The following is a 15,521-nucleotide window of genomic DNA, read 5'->3' as shown; positions in this document are numbered from 1 at the left end:
CCAGCGCCGACGTTTAACTCTGCTCTTCGGGCAGGGTGTAGGCGCGGTCGCTGGGGTCGGTGAGCTCGCGGGGCAGGTTTTCGTCGGAAGCTGGGGCGGGGCCGGTCTTGGTCATCGCCTGGATGTCGGAGCGCAGCGAGTCGTCCATCTCATCGGCTTTTTCCTGGCCCGAGGCGTTGTTGTCGTCGAGCACCTGGCCGTAGGTGGCGGCGTCGAGCATGGGGGTCGAAGCGCCGTCCTCGGCGTCGGGGGTTTCGTCGAATGTGTTGGGGTTGTCGGGCAACATAAAAAATGCGGTTAGCGGTGAAAAGCAAAAAGAGCGGGGCCGTAGCCGGCATGAAGCACCGGCCGCGGCACCCGGTCCACTATTGGCCGTTGGAAGTGTCGGCCGGCTCGTCGCGGGTGTTGTGCGAGCCGCCGCCGGCGTAGCGCGGGTCGTCCTGGGCCCAGGCGGCGCGCTGCACGTCGTTGTCGGCGTCCTGGGTGGCGCGCACGGCGGCGGGGTCCTGGTTTTGCTCCACGTGGCCGGGCTGGTCTTCAGGGTTGGCGGGGGCTTTGCGGGCGTCCTTCTCGCGGTCGCGGAATTCGCTGAATTCGTCGGGGTTGTCGTTGGAGCCGTCGCGGCCGGCCGGGGCGGCGTTGGTGGGCTGGGCCGCGTAGCTGGCCGACAGCGGAGCCGAAGGTGCGACGCCGCCAAACTCGCCGTAGCCGGGGCTGCTGGCGTTCACCATGGGGTCGTTGGGGTTGGGGCGGGCGTCCGCGGCGCGGTCTTGCTGGTCCAGCGGGCGATAGTCGTTTTCCGGCGGCAGGGGTGGTTTTGCGTATCCATGGGAAAGAAGAAGTAAAAAGGGTATGAGAAGGGCACCGCCCATCTTTGCCTTCCTGTACGCAAACCAGCCGCCGCTGTTCACCCGGGCCCGCAAGGCCGTTCATTCTCATCCGTATTTTTAGTTAACATGGCCATTACCCACAACACCACCGACCAGGAATTCACCACCGTTCGCGACGGCTACCAAGCTGAGCTGGCCTACGCCCGCCCGTCCGACGACGTCATCGATTTCACCCATACTTTCGTCGACGAAGGCCTGCGCGGCAAGGGCGTGGGCGAAGAGCTGGCCCGCACCGCCCTTGATTACGCCCGCAAAGAGCACCTCAAAGTGAAAACTACCTGCACCTTCATGGCCGGCTTTGTGAAGCGCCACCGCGCCGAGTACGAGGACATTCTGGCGTGAAGTCTGGCGTAGAGACGTAAGTATGCGACTCTACTTCGAGTTGATTATTGCCCAGCAAAAAGCCCCGACTCTGCGCAGAGTCGGGGCTTTTTGCATCAGAAGGCTGGACGCTGAGCACAGCACGGTTGCCGCGCTACGCTCCCAATGACCAAGTGGCGCTATTGCACCACCACGCGCCCGGTGTATTCCACCGCCTCGCAGCTCACGCGGATGGCGTAGAGGCCGGCGGGCAGGCCGCGGAGGTCCACCGACACGGCATCGGTGGCGCTGAGTTGGGCCGTGCGCTGGCGCACGGCGCGGCCGAGCATATCCAGCACTTCCACGGTGGCGGGGCGGGCGGCCGGCACGCCGGGCAGGCGCAGCTGCACGGTTTCCGAAGCCGGGTTGGGGTAGATTTCGAGGGCGTTGCGCAGCGTGGTGACGTTGCGGCTGGCCGTGGGAATGAAGCAGGCCGAGCTCACGTAGGAGCCCACGCCGGTGTAGTTGTCGACGCCGCCCGCGCTCCAGGTGCTGCTGCCGTTGGGGCCATTCCAGCGGCCGCCCTGGCTGGTGGTGGGCTGGCGCACCAGGGTGTTGTTGAGGGTCGAGCCGTTGGGCACGGTCCAGGCGCCGCCGGTGGGGTCCTGGCCAATCACGCCAATCACGTCGAGCGTGTCGGTGCCGTCGAAGAGGGCCACCGCGTCGTTGCCGTTGAAGAAGGCCACGTTGCTTTGCACGTCGGTTTGGGCGGCCACACCGGTATCGGTCACGCCGGTGTTGGCGATGACGTACACATCACCCGGGGCAATGGTGCCCGTGAGGTTCAGGGTGGCGGTGGGCGCGGTGGCGCCGTTGGCGTACAGCACCACGCGCTTGCCGGCCAGCGGCATGGGCGTGAGGGTGGGGTTATAAATCTCCAGCACCTTGGTGTTGCCCACGTTCGACTCCACGTACTGCGAGAAGTAGGCTTTGGTGCAGGGCGCGCCGGCCGGGGCCGCGTCGTCGTTCAGAATGGTGAGGGTGTGCGCATTGGGCTGGCCCACAATCACCGTGGCGTTGGAGGGCGTGCCCAGGCGCAGGCGCACCGTTTCGTTGGGCTCGAAGGTAACGTCGCCGTTCACCGTGACGGTGATGGCCTGCGTGAGCGCCGTGCTGCTGAACGTAAGGCTGCTGGTGTTCAGGGTGTAGTCGGCGGGGCTGGTGGCGGTGCTGTTGGCCGCGTCCACCGTCACGGGCACCGTGAAGCTGCCGGTGGGTAGGGTGCCGCTGGCCGTCACGTTCACGGTGTAGGTGCTGGTGCCGCTGTTGCCTTCCTGAATGGTGCCGCCGGCCGTGGCAAAAGCCACCGTGGGCGCCGGGCCGTCGTCATTCGTAATGGTAAGGGTGTGGCTGCCGGGCGAGCCCACGCTGTTACCGGTGCTGGGGTTGGTGAGGGTGAGCACCACAGTTTCGTCGGCTTCGGGCTGGGTGTCGCCGTTCACGGTCACGGTCACGGTCTGGCTGGTGCTGCCGGCCGGGAAGGTAACAGTAGCGGGCGAGGCAAAGGTGAAGTCGGAGCCGGCGGTGGCCGTCGAGTTGGCGCCGTCCACGTTCACCTGCACGGTGGTGGCGGTGGTGGCAGCGGGCGTCAGGCTCACCGTGAAGGTGTAGGTGCTGGTGCCGGCGTTACCCTCGTTGATGGCGCCGCTGGTGCTGGCAAAGCTGAACACCGGGCCGGGAGGCGCCAGGTTCCAGGCCGTGGCCACGGTGCCGGGGTAGGCAATGTAGGGGTTGAAGTTGCCCTGGCTGGCGGCCACGCGGTTGTTGCGCTCAATTTCGTGGGCGTCTACCGGGTCGGCGAGGTGCCAGGCATAAAGGGTATTGATGTCGGCTACCGAGTTGATGTCGCCGTGGCCGGTGGCCACCAGCGCGGGCTGGCCGGCGTGCATGGTGTAGAAGTAGAACACCGAGCGGGCCAGGTTGCCCTTGTGGTCTTCGCGGGGCTCAAACTGGGTGTTGGTGTCTTCGCTCCACTCGGCAATGTTGGCCGTGGGGATGGTGGCCTGGCTCACGAGGCCGCGCATCCAGGTTTGGGTGGTGGCGTCGGGGATTTCGGCAAACGGGTCGGAGCCGCGCAGGTTGTTCCAGGTGTCGTAGGTGGGGTAGAGGTGGTGCATGTCGGAGCGCATGCGCACCACTTCGCTAAACCACGACTGCGGCACCGTGTGCTCGCAGTTGATGCGCGTCACCACGCCGGTGCTGGTGTTGGTGGCGCTGTAGGGCACCGTTTCCTGGTAGCCCGAGTACACGCAGGTGACCAGGTTGTTGTAGTTGTCGGCGTAGTTGTACATCTTGCCGCGGGCCGTGGCGTAGCTCAGCTCCACGCGCTTGCCGTCGTACCAGTTTTGGCGGTACCAGTCGCGCAGGGCCACGCCCGAAAGGTTGGCGGGCGGCGCGGCCGGCATGGGGGGCACCGTCTGGGCCTGCAGGGCCGCCGGCGCCAGGCCGAGTGCTACCAGGCACAGCGTAAAGTAATTTTTCATCGAATAAAAAGAGAAGTAGTGGTGGGAATGAAAATGAAGCGGGTGGCAGAGGGAAGCCGCAAAGATAAGGGTTTGGCGAAGCCCGGTTGGGGCCTCGTCCGTTACGAAACCGAGAAGACTTCGGCCGTACTTTCGCCGACTCATCACCTCACCAATTCCTTTTCCTTTCATTAGCCATGGCCGACATCACCCCCGCCGAACTCCGCCAACGCCAGCAAGCCGGCGAAACCCCCAACCTCATCGACGTGCGCGAAACCTGGGAGCACGAAGAGGGCCGCATTCCCGGCGCCCAAAACATCCCCCTCAACTCCCTGCCCGAGAAGCTCGACGACCTCGACGAGTGGAAAAACCAAGAAGTCATCGTGCACTGCAAAGGGGGCGGCCGCTCGGCCTCGGCCAAGGCTTTTCTGACCCAGCAAGGCTTCACCAACGTGCGCAACCTGCTCGGCGGCTACCAAGCCTACACGGCCGAAGGGTAGTAGCCATTAGTACCCTCATCCAGAACGTCATGCTGAGCGCAGCCGAAGCATCTCTACCGCAGTACTAAAATTGATTAGTTGTGCGGTAGAGATGCTTCGGCTGCGCTCAGCATGACGTTTTGTATTACTACTGGCTAGCCGGCAGCACCAGCCGGCCATCGGGCGCATACGCCAGCTCGCCGCGGTCCACCATTTCGCGCACGGCGGCCGTCACGGCCGCGGCCTCCTTCGGCGGAAACAGCGCCAGCAGCTCGCGCGGCGACCGGGCCGCCTGCCGCACCTGCGCCAAAATCGGCTCCCGCAGCGAAGGCGCCTGTTCGGCCGTCTGAGCGGCTTTTTTCTCGGCCAGGCAGATGTCGCACACGCCACAGCGGGCCGGGTCGGTTTCGTCGAAATAGGTGAGCAGCAGAATCTGGCGGCAGCGCGTGCCGCTCAGGTACTGAGCCACGGCGTTGGTTTTGTGGCGGGCCAGGTCGCGGGCGGCCGTCATCTTCACCTGGTCGAGGGGCAGCTTGGCGGCGTCGAAGCGCGGCGTGGTGAACAGGGCCTGCGGCGACTCCTGCCGCGGCTGGTAGTGCAGGATGCCCGCCGTGTGCAGGTAGCGCAGCTGCTGGCGCACTTCCACCACGCTGCGGCGCAGGTGGGTGGCCAGCGCATTCTCCGAGATGGTCTGGAAGTCGGAAAACAGCTCGCCGCCGTGCAGGCGCAGCAGGGCTTTTATCAGCTGGTCGTGCTGGGCGTTGGCCACCTGGAAGGCGTACAAATCCTGGTGGCTAAGGATGAGGTGCACCCGCGCGGGCTGGTTCACGGCCTCGTTGAGCTGCACGAAGCCTTCGCGCTGCAAAATCTTCAGCGAGTTGTGCGCGTCCACGGCCTTGATGCGGTAGGTTTCGGCAAACTGCTGCATGTCAAACTCGAACGCCGCCAGCTCGCCGCCGCCCACTGCCGTGCGCGAGTAGTTGGCCAGCGCCTGGTACACGCGCTTCACCGTGTCGAGGGGCGGGAAGGACTGGTTGGTGCGGCGGCGCAGCTCGTCGGCGTCGTTGGGCCCGGCCAGCAGCACGGCGAAGGCAAACAGGTTGTCGCGCCCGGCGCGGCCGGCTTCCTGATAGTAGGCTTCCAGCGTGTCGGGCGCGTCGAGGTGGGCCACCAGGCGCACGTCGGGCTTGTCGATGCCCATGCCAAAAGCGTTGGTGGCCACAATGAGGCGGATTTTGTCGGCTATCCAGTCCTGCTGCACTTGGGTGCGCTTCTCGGCCGGCAGGCCCGCGTGGTAGGCCGCCGCCGGAAACCGGTGCTGCTGCAAGAAGGCCGCCGTGTCCTCCGTCTGCCGCCGCGTGCGGGCGTACACGATGCCGGTTTTGCCGGGCCCCACGCCGCGCACCACTTCCAGCAGCCGGCGCAGCTTGTCCTCGGTGGGCAGCACCGAATACGACAGCTTGGGCCGGGCAAAGCTCTGCCGAAACACCCGCGAACCCTCCCGAAACTTCAGCTTCTCCACGATGTCGGCCTGCACCTGGGCCGTGGCCGTGGCCGTGAGCGCGATGACCGGCACGCCCTGCGGCAGCTTCTCGCGCAGCTCGGCAATGCGCAGGTAGGGCGGCCGGAAATCGTAGCCCCACTGAGAGAGGCAGTGCGCCTCGTCCACGGCCAGCAGGCCCACGTTCATCTTCGCCACCCGCACCTGAAACAGCTCCGTGAGCAGCCGCTCGGGACTTACATACAGAAACTTCACGTTGCGGCCGTACACGCAGTTGTCCAGCGCGTGGTCGATTTCCTGGTGGCTCATGCCGGCGTAAATGGCCTCGGCCTTCAGCCCGCGCTTGCGCAGGTTGTCCACCTGGTCCTTCATCAGGGCAATGAGCGGCGACACCACGAGGCAGATGCCCGGCCGCGCCAGCGCCGGCACCTGAAAGCAGATGCTCTTGCCGCCGCCGGTGGGCAGCAGCGCCAGCGTGTCCTGCCCCGCCAGCACCGAGTTGATGATGTCTTCCTGCCCCGGCCGGAAAGCTGTGTGCCCCCAGTGCTCGCGCAGCAGGGCCAGGGGCGAAGCTTCGGTAGTAGGGGAGGGCATGCGGCGAAGATACTGCCCGTTTGTATGCAGCAGTAGTTTCGCTGCCAGTATCTCTACGCGCCATGCAAGCAACAAAAAGGCCGGAGGGGTGCAGTCGGAAGGAGTTCACGAAACTCATCGCCACTTCGCGTTTCGTAAACGTTGATTCGTAGACGAGTTTCTTAAACTCGGCCACCTCTGCACTGGCGCTTGGTGCCGGGAGTAAGTAGGCGTTTGCGGAAAGATGCGTTATTTTTCGCTTCGTTTATCCCGTCGTCTGCCCCGTATGCTCTCTGCCAAAGCCTATCTGCCGGCCTTGTACCTCAATCTGGTGTTGGTGTCTCTCTTGGTGGCGAACTTGGTGCTCCAGGAGTACCAACCCGTGGGGTTGTATTTGATGGTGAGCTGGGCGTTCAACCCCCTGGGTGCCGTGCTGATGCTCTGCCTGGGGAAATGGCGCGCCACGCCTTGGTTGGGCGCGTGGCTGTTCCTGTCGATTGGCGTGGCCGCCCTCGCCGCGCCCTTTCAGCCGCCCTCGCATTCCTAACGAAACGGAGCTGAACATCAAAACCTATAAGAAGCGGTTCACCCAAACGGTCAAATCTGTAGAACGGATAATAAAAGTGCGGCCTGTATAGTCAGTGATATTCTCAGGCGCCCCAATTTGTCGCTTGTCAGACAACGGCAAAATGATGGCATATATGCTTATTAATTTGGACTTTAAGGAATGTATTAGTCGACGGTTACATAGGTCACTGGGCGTGTACACTGGCACCCAACGTATGCGCAGTTCATTCCGAATGGCATACAAAAAAGCCGGCTCACTACTGCTTAAGGTAGTGAGCCGGCTTTTGCGAAGCTGCTGCGAATTAATAGCCGGGGTTTTGCGGCAGCTTCCAGGTTTGCGCGTCGTTTAGGGAAATGGGGAGCAGTGGGAACGGATTGACCGACGACTCGGTGGCCACGTGCGACGCGGCCCGGGCTCGCACGTCAGCGGGCAGGGTGGCCAGGTAACGGCCCGTGCGGATGAGGTCCCACAGCCGAAGCGACTCCTCGGCAAATTCTACCCGGCGCTCGTGCCAGATGGCGTTCAACAAGGCCGTGCCCGACAGCCCGGCCGCCAGGTCCGGCAAGGTGCCGGCAGGCGTGTTGGCCGGTGCGTATGTCAGCGTGCCCAGCGTAGTGCCCGGCGGGCGGGTCGACACGCGAGCGCGGGCGCGCACTTGGTTGACTAACGCTATGGCTTCGGCCGGCTTGCTGGTTTGGGCAGCGGCTTCGGCTTTCATCAGCAAGATGTCGGCGTAGCGCAGCTTGCGGATGTTCTGGGGGCCAGCCTCCGGGGCGGGCGGACGGATGATGGCGACCTTGCGGCTGAAGTAACCCGTGGCATTCTCCGAGAGGTTAACGGGGTTGAGGATGCCCAGCACGATGTCGTTGTTGCGGATAATCGTGACTTCGCGGCGGGGGTCGTTGGCCTCAAACTCATCCACTAAGTTCTGGGTGGGGTTATTGAACCCGTAGCCGAACGTCCCGCGGTTGTTCTGGAAAATATTGTTGGTTGTGCCTATCGAGATGGGGCCGTAGGTGTTGTTGTCCGTGCCGAACTGAATTTCAAACAACGACTCGCTGCTGTTTTCGCCGATGTCCTGATGGATAGCGGCATAGTTGGCCAGCAGGCTGTACTGGTTGGAGGTGATGATGGTGCTCGTGAGGTCGTAGACCTCCTGCCAGCTGTGGTTGTTGCCGTTCACGGTGCCCAGCTGGTACATGATGGCGCGGGCCAGGTAGCCGTTGGCAGCTCCCTTGGTGGCGCGGCCCGCGTCAGCGGCGGAGTAAGCACTCTTTTCGGGCAGCATGGTGGCCGCGGCCCTCAGGTCTTTTTCGATGAAGGCATAGGTCTGGGCAATGGTGGCGCGGGACACGTTGGGCGCCTCGGTGGGGGTTACGCTCTTTTCAAACAAGGGCACCCCGCCGAAACTCTTCACCAGGTTGAAGTAGAAATAAGCCCGCAAGAACAGCGCCTCGCCCTTGAGGCGCGTTTTCAGGCCCGCATCGATGGTGCCGGCGTCGATGTTGTTAATGACCGTATTGGCCCGGGCAATGCCCGTGAAGCTGTGAACCCACAGCGTGGTAACGGGCGGGCTGGAGGGTGGGATGGTCCAGTTTTTGAGCTCAATCAGGGACTGAAAGTCGCTGGGCCCGCCGCCGCCTTTTTCAGCATCATCGGTCATCAAATCCCCGAACATCCATTCGTAGGTCTGGGCTACGTACTGGCCATTGGGGTCGCCCCACTTGGGGCCTTGGTCCCAAGCGGCCACGTCATACACGGCGTTGATGGCCTGAATGGAGTTGATAGGGTCTCGGAAAAGGTTATCCTGGGTAGTGGTGCCTAAGGGCTCTTTTTCCAGGAAATCTTTGCAGCCCGGAGCCAGGGCGGTCGTTAGCAGCAGGCCGAGCAATACGGTGACGCGGGTGGGTTTCATATAGGCGAGGTAGGACATGGTGGATTAAAACTGCACGTTGAAGCCCACGCGATAGGTGCGCGCCTGCGGATAGTTGCCGTAGTCCACGCCGTAGGCCAGGGGGTTGTTGTAGGAAGCAACCGTCGAAATTTCCGGGTCGTAGCCCGTGTACTTGGTGATGGTGAACACGTTATCAACTGACACGAACACCCGTGCGCCACCCACCTGATAACGGCCTAGGAAGTCCTTGGGCAGCGAGTAGCCCAGCTCCATGTTGCGAGCGCGCAGGTAGCTGGCATCCTCCACGTAGCGGCTGCTGAAACGGTCGTTGCCGTTGTTGTCAGTGGCCGTCACGCGGGGCTGGTCACTGTTGGGGTTGCTGGGCGTCCAGCGGTCCAGGCGGCTCGCGTAGAAGTTGCTCCACACGCCCACTAAGTTGGAGGACTTGTTCAGGTTAAAGCCCGCGCCGTTCACGGCCTCAGCACCCTGCACCCCGTAGAGCAACACCTTGAAATCGAAGCCTACATAGCTCAGGTTCAGCGAGGCGCCGTAACTAAAGCTGGGCGTGGCACTGCCCAGGTACGTGTAGTCAGCGGTCGTGATTACACCGTCGCCGTTGGTGTCCGCGTACTTCACGTCGCCAGGGCGGGCATTGGGCTGTATCAGCGCCCCGGAAGCGCTTTTATAAGCGTCAATTTCGGCTTGATTGTGGAACACGCCCTGGGCCTGCAAGCCGTTGAAGTAAGCGACCTCGCGGCCCACGTCGGTGAGGGTGGTGTTGTTGATTTGCGTGAGCACGTTGCCGGCGGCAATGGCGTTGCCGCCGCCCAGGCTAGTTACCTCGTTGTTGATTTTCGTGAAGTTGACGCCCACGTTGTACTGCAACTTGCCCACCGCGTTGCGGTAGTTCAGCGCCAGCTCCAGGCCGCGGTTGCGCAGGGAGCCAACGTTGGCGCTGGCAGGCGCTTGACCCACGTAGTCGGGCACCGGCAGCAAGGCAATCATGTCCTGGGTGCGCCGCTCGAAATAATCGGCCGTAAACGTCAGTTGGCTGTTAAAGAATTCGGCATCGAGGCCCACGTCCGTGGTGATGGCCGTTTCCCACTTCAGGCCCGGGTTGTTAATCTGGGTGATGGCCAGGCCAGGAGCGGGCGTGTTGTTGAACACGTAGGTCTGATTGCCATTGGCCACGGAGGCATAGCCGTAGTTAGGCGCGGCATTCTGGTTGCCCACCTGGCCGTAGCTGGCCCGCAGTTTCAGCACCGAGAGGTAGCTAACGCCCTTGAGAAAGTTCTCGTTGGAAATGTTCCAGGCCGCGCCCACCGATGGGAAGTACCCTTTGCGCACGGGCCCCAAAAACTTCGAGGTTTGGTCCAATCGCAACGTACCCGTCACGAGGTAGCGGTCGCGGAAATTGAAATTGGCCCGCCCAAAGTAAGAAGATAAGCTGCCGTCGTACTGGGTGCTCCGCACCACGTTGTTGGTGCTGCGCGAAGCCGATAAGTACTGTAATGAGGCATCGGCTGGCACGTCGAAGGCCGTGCTGGAAATCCCGTTGCCGTAGCCGCGCTGCGCCTCCTGGCCCAGCGTAGCCGAGAAGGAAGTGTTGTTGTCGAAGGTCTTGGTGTAGTTGGCGTAGTTCGACCACACCCACGAGACGTTCTCGGTGCGCGTCTCGATGAGCGCGCTCTGGGCCCGCTGGTCCGTGGGACCGATGTAGTACTGCGGCAGGAAAACTTTGGGGTGGTTGTTGAAGTAGTTGACGCCAAACGTGGAGCGGAACGACAGTCCTTTGGCCAGCGAAATGTCCAGGTAACTGCTGCTGAACAGGTTGTTGTTGATAATCTTATTGTACTTCTGTTCATCGAGGTAGCGCGGCACGTTCGGCGCATTGCGCGTGATGATGTCGTCGTTGTAGGTTCCGTTGGGGCCGTAGGGGTCGAGAAGCGGGTTCTTTTGCAAGGCGTATTGCAGCACCAGGTAGGGTTGCGAGCCCCCCTGGCCGTCGCCGCTGCCCGTTTGGTTGTTGTTGGTGAACGTAGCCGCTACGCCCGCCTTGATGCGCTTGGTGAGCACCACGTCGTCGTTCACCCGAACGACGTACTTCCTGAAGCCCGAATTTTTGACGATGCCATCTTGCTGAAAATAGCTGCCGCTCACCAGGTAGCGGTTTTGCTCGGTGCCGCCCGAAGCCGACAAACTGTAGTTGGTAATCAACCCCTTCTGAGTGACCAATTCTTGGTAATCAATGCCTTGCGCATTGGTGTCAATGGCGTTTTGCAGCTGCGAGCTATAGTCGGCGGGCAGTGGTTGTCCGGCGTTGGTGTATGCCTCCTTCACGAGCGTCGCGTACTGGGCGGCGTTGGCAAGGGGCAGCGTGCGCCGAATCTGCTGGAAGCCCGTGTAGCCCGACAGGTTGAACTGCGTGGCGCCCGCCTTGCCGTGCTTGGTGGTGATGAGCACCACGCCGTTGGCCCCGCGCGAGCCGTAGATGGCCGTGGCCGAAGCATCCTTCAGAATCTCGGTCGACTCGATGTCGGCGGGCAGCAGGAACCCGATGTCGCTGGTCTGGATGCCGTCTACCACGTACAGGGGGTCGCTGTTGTTGATGGTGCCCACGCCCCGCACCCGAATGCGGGTGCCCGAGCCGGGCTGGCCGCTGTTGGAAGTAACTTCCACGCCGGCCGCGCGGCCTTGCAACGCCTGCACGGCGTCGGAGGTAGCTACCTGCGTCAGCTGCGCGCTCGTTACCGAAGCCACGGCTCCGGTCAGGTCGCTTTTGCGCGCCGTGCCGTAGCCGATGACCACTACCTCGTTCAGGGCCTGCTTGTCTTCCGCCAGTGTTACGGTCAAGTTGCTGGTGGCCCCGGTCACGGTTACTTCCTGCCGGGCAAAGCCCACAAAACTGAACACCAGCACGCTGTTTTCAGGGGCCTGCACCGTGAAGCTGCCGTCGGGGCCGGTGCTGGCGCCGGTGGAAGTGCCTTTTACCACCACCGTCACGCCCGGCATGCCTTCCCCTTTGGCGTCCGTCACCCGCCCGGACACAGTGACGTCCTGCCTACCGGAATCGATTGCGGAAATGGGCTCAGAGGGCGCGCGCAGCACCACACGCTTATTATCAACTTCGTACTGGACCTTGAGCGGAGCCAGCAATTCATCCAGCACCGCCAGCAACGGCGCATCCTGCGCATTGATGCTTACCCGGCGCTCGGCCCCCACCAGCTGCTGGCTGTAAACGAAGCGGATATTGGCTTGCTTCGCAATCTGGCTGAGCGTTTCCTTAATCGTTTGGGCTTCTACCCGTAAAGTGATTTTTTGCTCAAGCACACCTTGCGTCACGGCCCGGCGCGGCGCGGTGGCGTTCTTCACACCTACATGTGCGCTCGCCGCGGCCGGCAAGCTCACCAGAGCTGCCTGCAGCAAGAGAACCTTCACGGCAGACCAGGAAGGCGGCGGAAACTGTACTGTTTTTTTCATGGATTGATGTGGGGTAGTTTGTGGGAATTTGAAACTGGAAAAAGAAGCGGGTGACGTTTCCGCAATCGATTGTGAAAGGGTTGCCAGGGGAGGCCACCGCCGCCGCACGAGGCTCGGGCAGAATCAAAATGCCTGTCCTATTTGCCTAGCTGGCCCTGGCAGCCAGGGCTGTGAATGAGGATGCTGGTATCGGCAAGGGTGTAGTAGGCCCCCAACGACTTGCAGAGCAAGCCCAACTTCTCGAACAGGGGCTCGTCGTAGAAGGTGATGCTCACCGTGCAGTTGGCCAGCTTGGCCTTGTCGTACACAATGTCTACGCCGTAGGCTTTTTCCAACGCGGCCAGTACTTCAACCACGGGCCGCTCTTCAAACTCGAAGGACTGTGGCGCCAGCACCACCGGCCGGTCCACCAATTCCTTCTTCAAGCGCCGCTGGCTGGCCGAGTACACCACTTGCTGGTTGGGCAGCAGCACCACTCCCGCGGCCGCCGGGTGGGCCGGCGAGGCGTCGAGCTGCGCTCCCTCGCGGGCCTGCACCGACACTTTGCCTTCGCGCACCGCCACCGACGCTTCTTTCCCGTCGGCGTAGGCCTTCACCCGGAAGCTGGTGCCGAGCACGGTGGTGACAACGTCTTTGGTGAACACCAGGAAGGGACGACGGGGGTTCTTGGTTACCTGAAAGAAGGCCTCGCCCACCAGATGCACTTCCCGCCGGGGGCCGGCAAAGGCCGTGGCGTAGCGCACGCTACTGCCCGGGTGCAGGCTTATGCGGCTGCTGTCGGGCAAGCGGAAGGCCTGCACTTGTTGGGTCTGGTTGCTGCGGCGCGTCCACCCGCCATTCGTAGTCGCAACCGTAGTTTGCTGAGAAGGCTTGGCAAAACGGCTGGTGGAGAACACCAACCAGCCAATACCGAGCGCAAGTAGCGCCAGCACCGCTGCCCACCGCAGCGGCGCCGACGACCACATGGCTACCACCCGAGGCTCCGGTTTGGTAGCACGCTTGCTCATGAGCCGTGCCCAGATGGCTTGCTCAATGTCTTCCTGGTTTTGAGTGCGCAGGGCCGGGCCTTCTGCTTGTTCCAGCCGGTCGTACCAGCGTTCGACCACGGCTTGCTCTTCGGGCGTGCATAAGCCGTTGAGGTAGCGTTCAAGTAGCTTGTGAAATTCGGATTCCGTCACGGCTGGGAGAGTTGGGCTGGCTGCTAATTAGGAAGTCACCCAAGCCGCCATTTACCCTCAATCAAACCGAATTATTTTTTTTGACACCATCTCTCTGACAACAAATGTGCTGTTATCAGTCACTTACCTTATGAAAAACAACAAGGGCCACACCGTTAGCAGGAAATTGCGCAGGTAGGACCGCAGGAGCTTGAGCGACTTCCGGAGGTGATACTCCACCGTTTTCTCCGACAAGTTCACGCGCACCGAAATCTCGGGGATGGTGCACTGCTCCAACCGGCTCAAGCGGAAGACTTCCTGGGTCTTTTCGGAGAGTTGCTGCATGCCCGCAGCCAGCGCCTCGTTCAGGTCGTTGAGTGCCACCGTGGCCTCCGTGCCCGTGTCGGCATCGGTGCGGGTGAGGCGGCAGAACAGCTCGTAGCTCGTCCGGACTTTCTCGGACTTGATGTAGTTGATGATGCGGTAGCGGATGGCCGAAAACAAATAGGGCTTCAACTGCTGGATTTGGGCGCTGCGGCGTTTGTCCCACAGGTTTTCAAACAAGTCCTGGGCCAGCTCCTCGGCCGCTTCTTTGCTTTTCAACTTCCCGTATGCCACGGTAAAAAGCTGATAGCTGTACCGCTTATATATCTCTGCGAAAGCTCTTTCGTCGCTCTCCTGCATGGCCTCCAGCAGGGCAGCATCCAGCCAAGAGGCATAATTGGGTAGAGCAGCAGACTTCACACAAATTAAATTTTAACAGACGCTAAGAGTGACAGCTAATATACAGTTGAAGGTCAGATTAGTTCCACTTTTCCGCTAGTCCTTTCACTTGGATTTCACGCGCGCTATTGCGATGACGAATTGAAGCGTCTGCTACTAATCAGAAAGGGCGAAGGTAGACGCGCGCCCTTTGATGGAAGGAGAATGAAGGCAGCTAAATTTGGTCCTTGGCTTTACTTATTCAGCCCCCGGTAGACATCCCTGTACGACCTCAACAGCACGGAAGAAAAGGCGAAAAGAGCCAACGTGGTGTACTTCGTCAAGCGGCAAGTCGACCACCAACTGGACCGGGCGTGGAACGGCATCAACTCGCGAGAGCAGGCTGGCAACCGGTTGCTACGCACTATCATTCTCTGCGTGCTGGCCGTTGCCCTGCTGGTGGTGGGGCTGCTGGCGTGGGTGGGATGAACGGATGGGGTGACTGCGACCACATAATCCAACCTTGCCACAAAAAAGCCCGGCACCTTGCGGCACCGGGCTGGTAGAGATAGAAGCGATGTTGATTAAGCGGCAGCCTTCTCGCCGTTCTCGCGGTCGTCGATGGCTTTGCGCAGCTTGGCGATGGCCTGCACGGCGCGCTCTTCGTCGAGGCGATTGATGTTGAGCAGCATCTTGGTTTTCTCCGGGCGGGTGATGACCGGGTGGTTCAGCAGGCGGATGATTTCCTCTTTCTGCGAAGCCGTGGCGTACTGCACCGGCGCAGCTTGCTCGGCCGCTACGGCGGGTGCCTCGGCGGGCACTACCTGCATGGCAGGCACGGCCTGGGCCACGGCAGCAGCCGGGGCCGGAGCGGCGGCTTGCGTGTTGGTGTTGTAATCCATTTCCTCAGCAGGCGTGGGCTCGTAGCCGGCAGCGCGGATTATCCAGGCCAGGCAGTTGCGGTAAGCTTTGCCGATGGCGCGGGTCTGGGCCATGCTCATGATGGCAAACTCCTGGTAGAATTTCTTGCCGCTCTCCTTGTTCGAGCACACGGCGAAGCCAGCGCCCACGGTGGCGTTGTGGCGCAGGTCAAACAGCGTGACCTTGGCCTGGTACTTCATTTCCTCGGGCGAGCTCACGTTGATGACGTGCTCCACGATGGGCACGATGCCCAGGCGCGAGCCGGCATACTGCCAGCCTTCCACATTCACGAACTCCTTGCCCTGCACGTTCGTGGTGAGCTTGTTGTCCTTGATGAACTTGGCGAGGTCCTTCGCCAAGTCCAGCGTTTCGTCGGAGCGGCTGATGTCAAAGCTCTCGACTTTTACTTTTTTGGTAATGTCCTTGGTGGTTTTGGTGGCCTCGTTCATGGCGGTGCGGTGTGTTAATGTGTCCAACTGATGTTCGTGAGTATAACCCAAAGATAGAATGAAACGTGCCAAAAAAGCCAAAAAT

Annotated in this window: 13 protein-coding genes; 4 read left to right on the top strand and 9 right to left on the bottom strand. The window is 61.8% G+C overall.

Going from position 1 to position 15,521, the window contains the following annotated elements:
- Window positions 1-13 precede the first annotated feature (13 nt).
- Together MUN81_RS14920 and MUN81_RS14915 are read right to left on the bottom strand one after the other, a co-directional pair.
- Window positions 14-286 (bottom strand): hypothetical protein, encoded by a 273-nt coding sequence (locus MUN81_RS14920; RefSeq protein ID WP_245111636.1) that lies wholly within the window; start codon window positions 284-286, stop codon window positions 14-16.
- Between the two features lie 79 nt (window positions 287-365).
- A complete protein-coding gene (locus MUN81_RS14915) occupies window positions 366-731 on the bottom strand; it encodes a hypothetical protein (protein WP_245111634.1) in 366 nt (121 codons plus the stop codon).
- Window positions 732-956: 225 nt separating this feature from the next.
- Between MUN81_RS14915 and MUN81_RS14910 the strand changes: the two genes are divergently transcribed.
- Window positions 957-1,232: a GNAT family N-acetyltransferase gene (locus tag MUN81_RS14910; RefSeq protein WP_245111632.1), complete on the top strand. Its 276-nt coding sequence runs from the start codon at window positions 957-959 to the stop codon at window positions 1,230-1,232.
- A gap of 158 nt (window positions 1,233-1,390) precedes the next feature.
- Here MUN81_RS14910 and MUN81_RS14905 read toward each other — a convergent pair whose 3' ends face one another.
- A complete protein-coding gene (locus MUN81_RS14905; protein ID WP_245111630.1) occupies window positions 1,391-3,733 on the bottom strand; it encodes an endonuclease in 2,343 nt (780 codons plus the stop codon).
- A 176-nt stretch (window positions 3,734-3,909) separates the two neighbouring features.
- Between MUN81_RS14905 and MUN81_RS14900 the strand changes: the two genes are divergently transcribed.
- Window positions 3,910-4,212 carry a rhodanese-like domain-containing protein gene (locus MUN81_RS14900; protein ID WP_245111628.1) on the top strand — a complete coding sequence of 101 codons (303 nt, stop codon included), beginning with the start codon at window positions 3,910-3,912 and terminating at the stop codon, window positions 4,210-4,212.
- A 127-nt stretch (window positions 4,213-4,339) separates the two neighbouring features.
- On the opposite strand, the gene MUN81_RS14895 is transcribed toward MUN81_RS14900, so the two are convergent.
- Window positions 4,340-6,286, bottom strand: coding sequence for a RecQ family ATP-dependent DNA helicase (locus MUN81_RS14895; RefSeq protein WP_245111626.1), 1,947 nt, complete (start codon window positions 6,284-6,286; stop codon window positions 4,340-4,342).
- 265 nt (window positions 6,287-6,551) lie between these two features.
- On the opposite strand from MUN81_RS14895, the gene MUN81_RS14890 reads away from it, so the two are divergent.
- Window positions 6,552-6,812: a hypothetical protein gene (locus MUN81_RS14890; protein WP_245111625.1), complete on the top strand. Its 261-nt coding sequence runs from the start codon at window positions 6,552-6,554 to the stop codon at window positions 6,810-6,812.
- Window positions 6,813-7,134: 322 nt separating this feature from the next.
- Here the strand turns inward: MUN81_RS14890 and MUN81_RS14885 are convergent, their stop codons facing one another.
- From MUN81_RS14885 to MUN81_RS14870, 4 genes are all read right to left on the bottom strand, one after another.
- Window positions 7,135-8,748: a RagB/SusD family nutrient uptake outer membrane protein gene (locus tag MUN81_RS14885; RefSeq protein WP_245111623.1), complete on the bottom strand. Its 1,614-nt coding sequence runs from the start codon at window positions 8,746-8,748 to the stop codon at window positions 7,135-7,137.
- Between the two features lie 24 nt (window positions 8,749-8,772).
- Window positions 8,773-12,165 carry a TonB-dependent receptor gene (locus tag MUN81_RS14880; protein ID WP_245111617.1) on the bottom strand — a complete coding sequence of 1,131 codons (3,393 nt, stop codon included), beginning with the start codon at window positions 12,163-12,165 and terminating at the stop codon, window positions 8,773-8,775.
- A gap of 179 nt (window positions 12,166-12,344) precedes the next feature.
- Window positions 12,345-13,385 carry a FecR domain-containing protein gene (locus MUN81_RS14875; RefSeq protein ID WP_245111615.1) on the bottom strand — a complete coding sequence of 347 codons (1,041 nt, stop codon included), beginning with the start codon at window positions 13,383-13,385 and terminating at the stop codon, window positions 12,345-12,347.
- 123 nt (window positions 13,386-13,508) lie between these two features.
- Complete coding sequence (locus tag MUN81_RS14870; RefSeq protein ID WP_280638280.1) at window positions 13,509-14,048, bottom strand: sigma-70 family RNA polymerase sigma factor; 540 nt, start codon at window positions 14,046-14,048, stop codon at window positions 13,509-13,511.
- 345 nt (window positions 14,049-14,393) lie between these two features.
- Here MUN81_RS14870 and MUN81_RS14865 point away from each other — a divergent pair, with 345 nt between their 5' ends.
- Window positions 14,394-14,555: a hypothetical protein gene (locus MUN81_RS14865; protein ID WP_245111611.1), complete on the top strand. Its 162-nt coding sequence runs from the start codon at window positions 14,394-14,396 to the stop codon at window positions 14,553-14,555.
- Window positions 14,556-14,650: 95 nt separating this feature from the next.
- Here the strand turns inward: MUN81_RS14865 and MUN81_RS14860 are convergent, their stop codons facing one another.
- A complete protein-coding gene (locus MUN81_RS14860; RefSeq protein ID WP_198979438.1) occupies window positions 14,651-15,436 on the bottom strand; it encodes a hypothetical protein in 786 nt (261 codons plus the stop codon).
- Window positions 15,437-15,521: the final 85 nt, after the last annotated feature.

It is taken from the genome of Hymenobacter sp. 5317J-9 (assembly GCF_022921075.1).
Taxonomy (GTDB): Bacteria; Bacteroidota; Bacteroidia; order Cytophagales; family Hymenobacteraceae; genus Hymenobacter.
The sequence above is the reverse complement of the archived record's forward strand: the minus strand, read 5'-3'. Positions and strand labels throughout refer to the sequence as shown.

What these genes read in the sequence shown, in the direction of transcription:
- MUN81_RS14910 (WP_245111632.1), top strand. Translation starts at nt 957, where the DNA reads ATGGCCATTACCCACAACACCACCGACCAGGAATTCACCACCGTTCGC.
- MUN81_RS14890 (WP_245111625.1), top strand. Translation starts at nt 6,552, where the DNA reads ATGCTCTCTGCCAAAGCCTATCTGCCGGCCTTGTACCTCAATCTGGTG.
- MUN81_RS14895 (WP_245111626.1), bottom strand. Translation starts at nt 6,286, where the DNA reads ATGCCCTCCCCTACTACCGAAGCTTCGCCCCTGGCCCTGCTGCGCGAG.
- MUN81_RS14915 (WP_245111634.1), bottom strand. Translation starts at nt 731, where the DNA reads ATGGTGAACGCCAGCAGCCCCGGCTACGGCGAGTTTGGCGGCGTCGCA.
- MUN81_RS14860 (WP_198979438.1), bottom strand. Translation starts at nt 15,436, where the DNA reads ATGAACGAGGCCACCAAAACCACCAAGGACATTACCAAAAAAGTAAAA.
- MUN81_RS14885 (WP_245111623.1), bottom strand. Translation starts at nt 8,748, where the DNA reads ATGAAACCCACCCGCGTCACCGTATTGCTCGGCCTGCTGCTAACGACC.
- MUN81_RS14905 (WP_245111630.1), bottom strand. Translation starts at nt 3,733, where the DNA reads ATGAAAAATTACTTTACGCTGTGCCTGGTAGCACTCGGCCTGGCGCCG.
- MUN81_RS14900 (WP_245111628.1), top strand. Translation starts at nt 3,910, where the DNA reads ATGGCCGACATCACCCCCGCCGAACTCCGCCAACGCCAGCAAGCCGGC.
- MUN81_RS14920 (WP_245111636.1), bottom strand. Translation starts at nt 286, where the DNA reads ATGTTGCCCGACAACCCCAACACATTCGACGAAACCCCCGACGCCGAG.
- MUN81_RS14870 (WP_280638280.1), bottom strand. Translation starts at nt 14,048, where the DNA reads ATGCAGGAGAGCGACGAAAGAGCTTTCGCAGAGATATATAAGCGGTAC.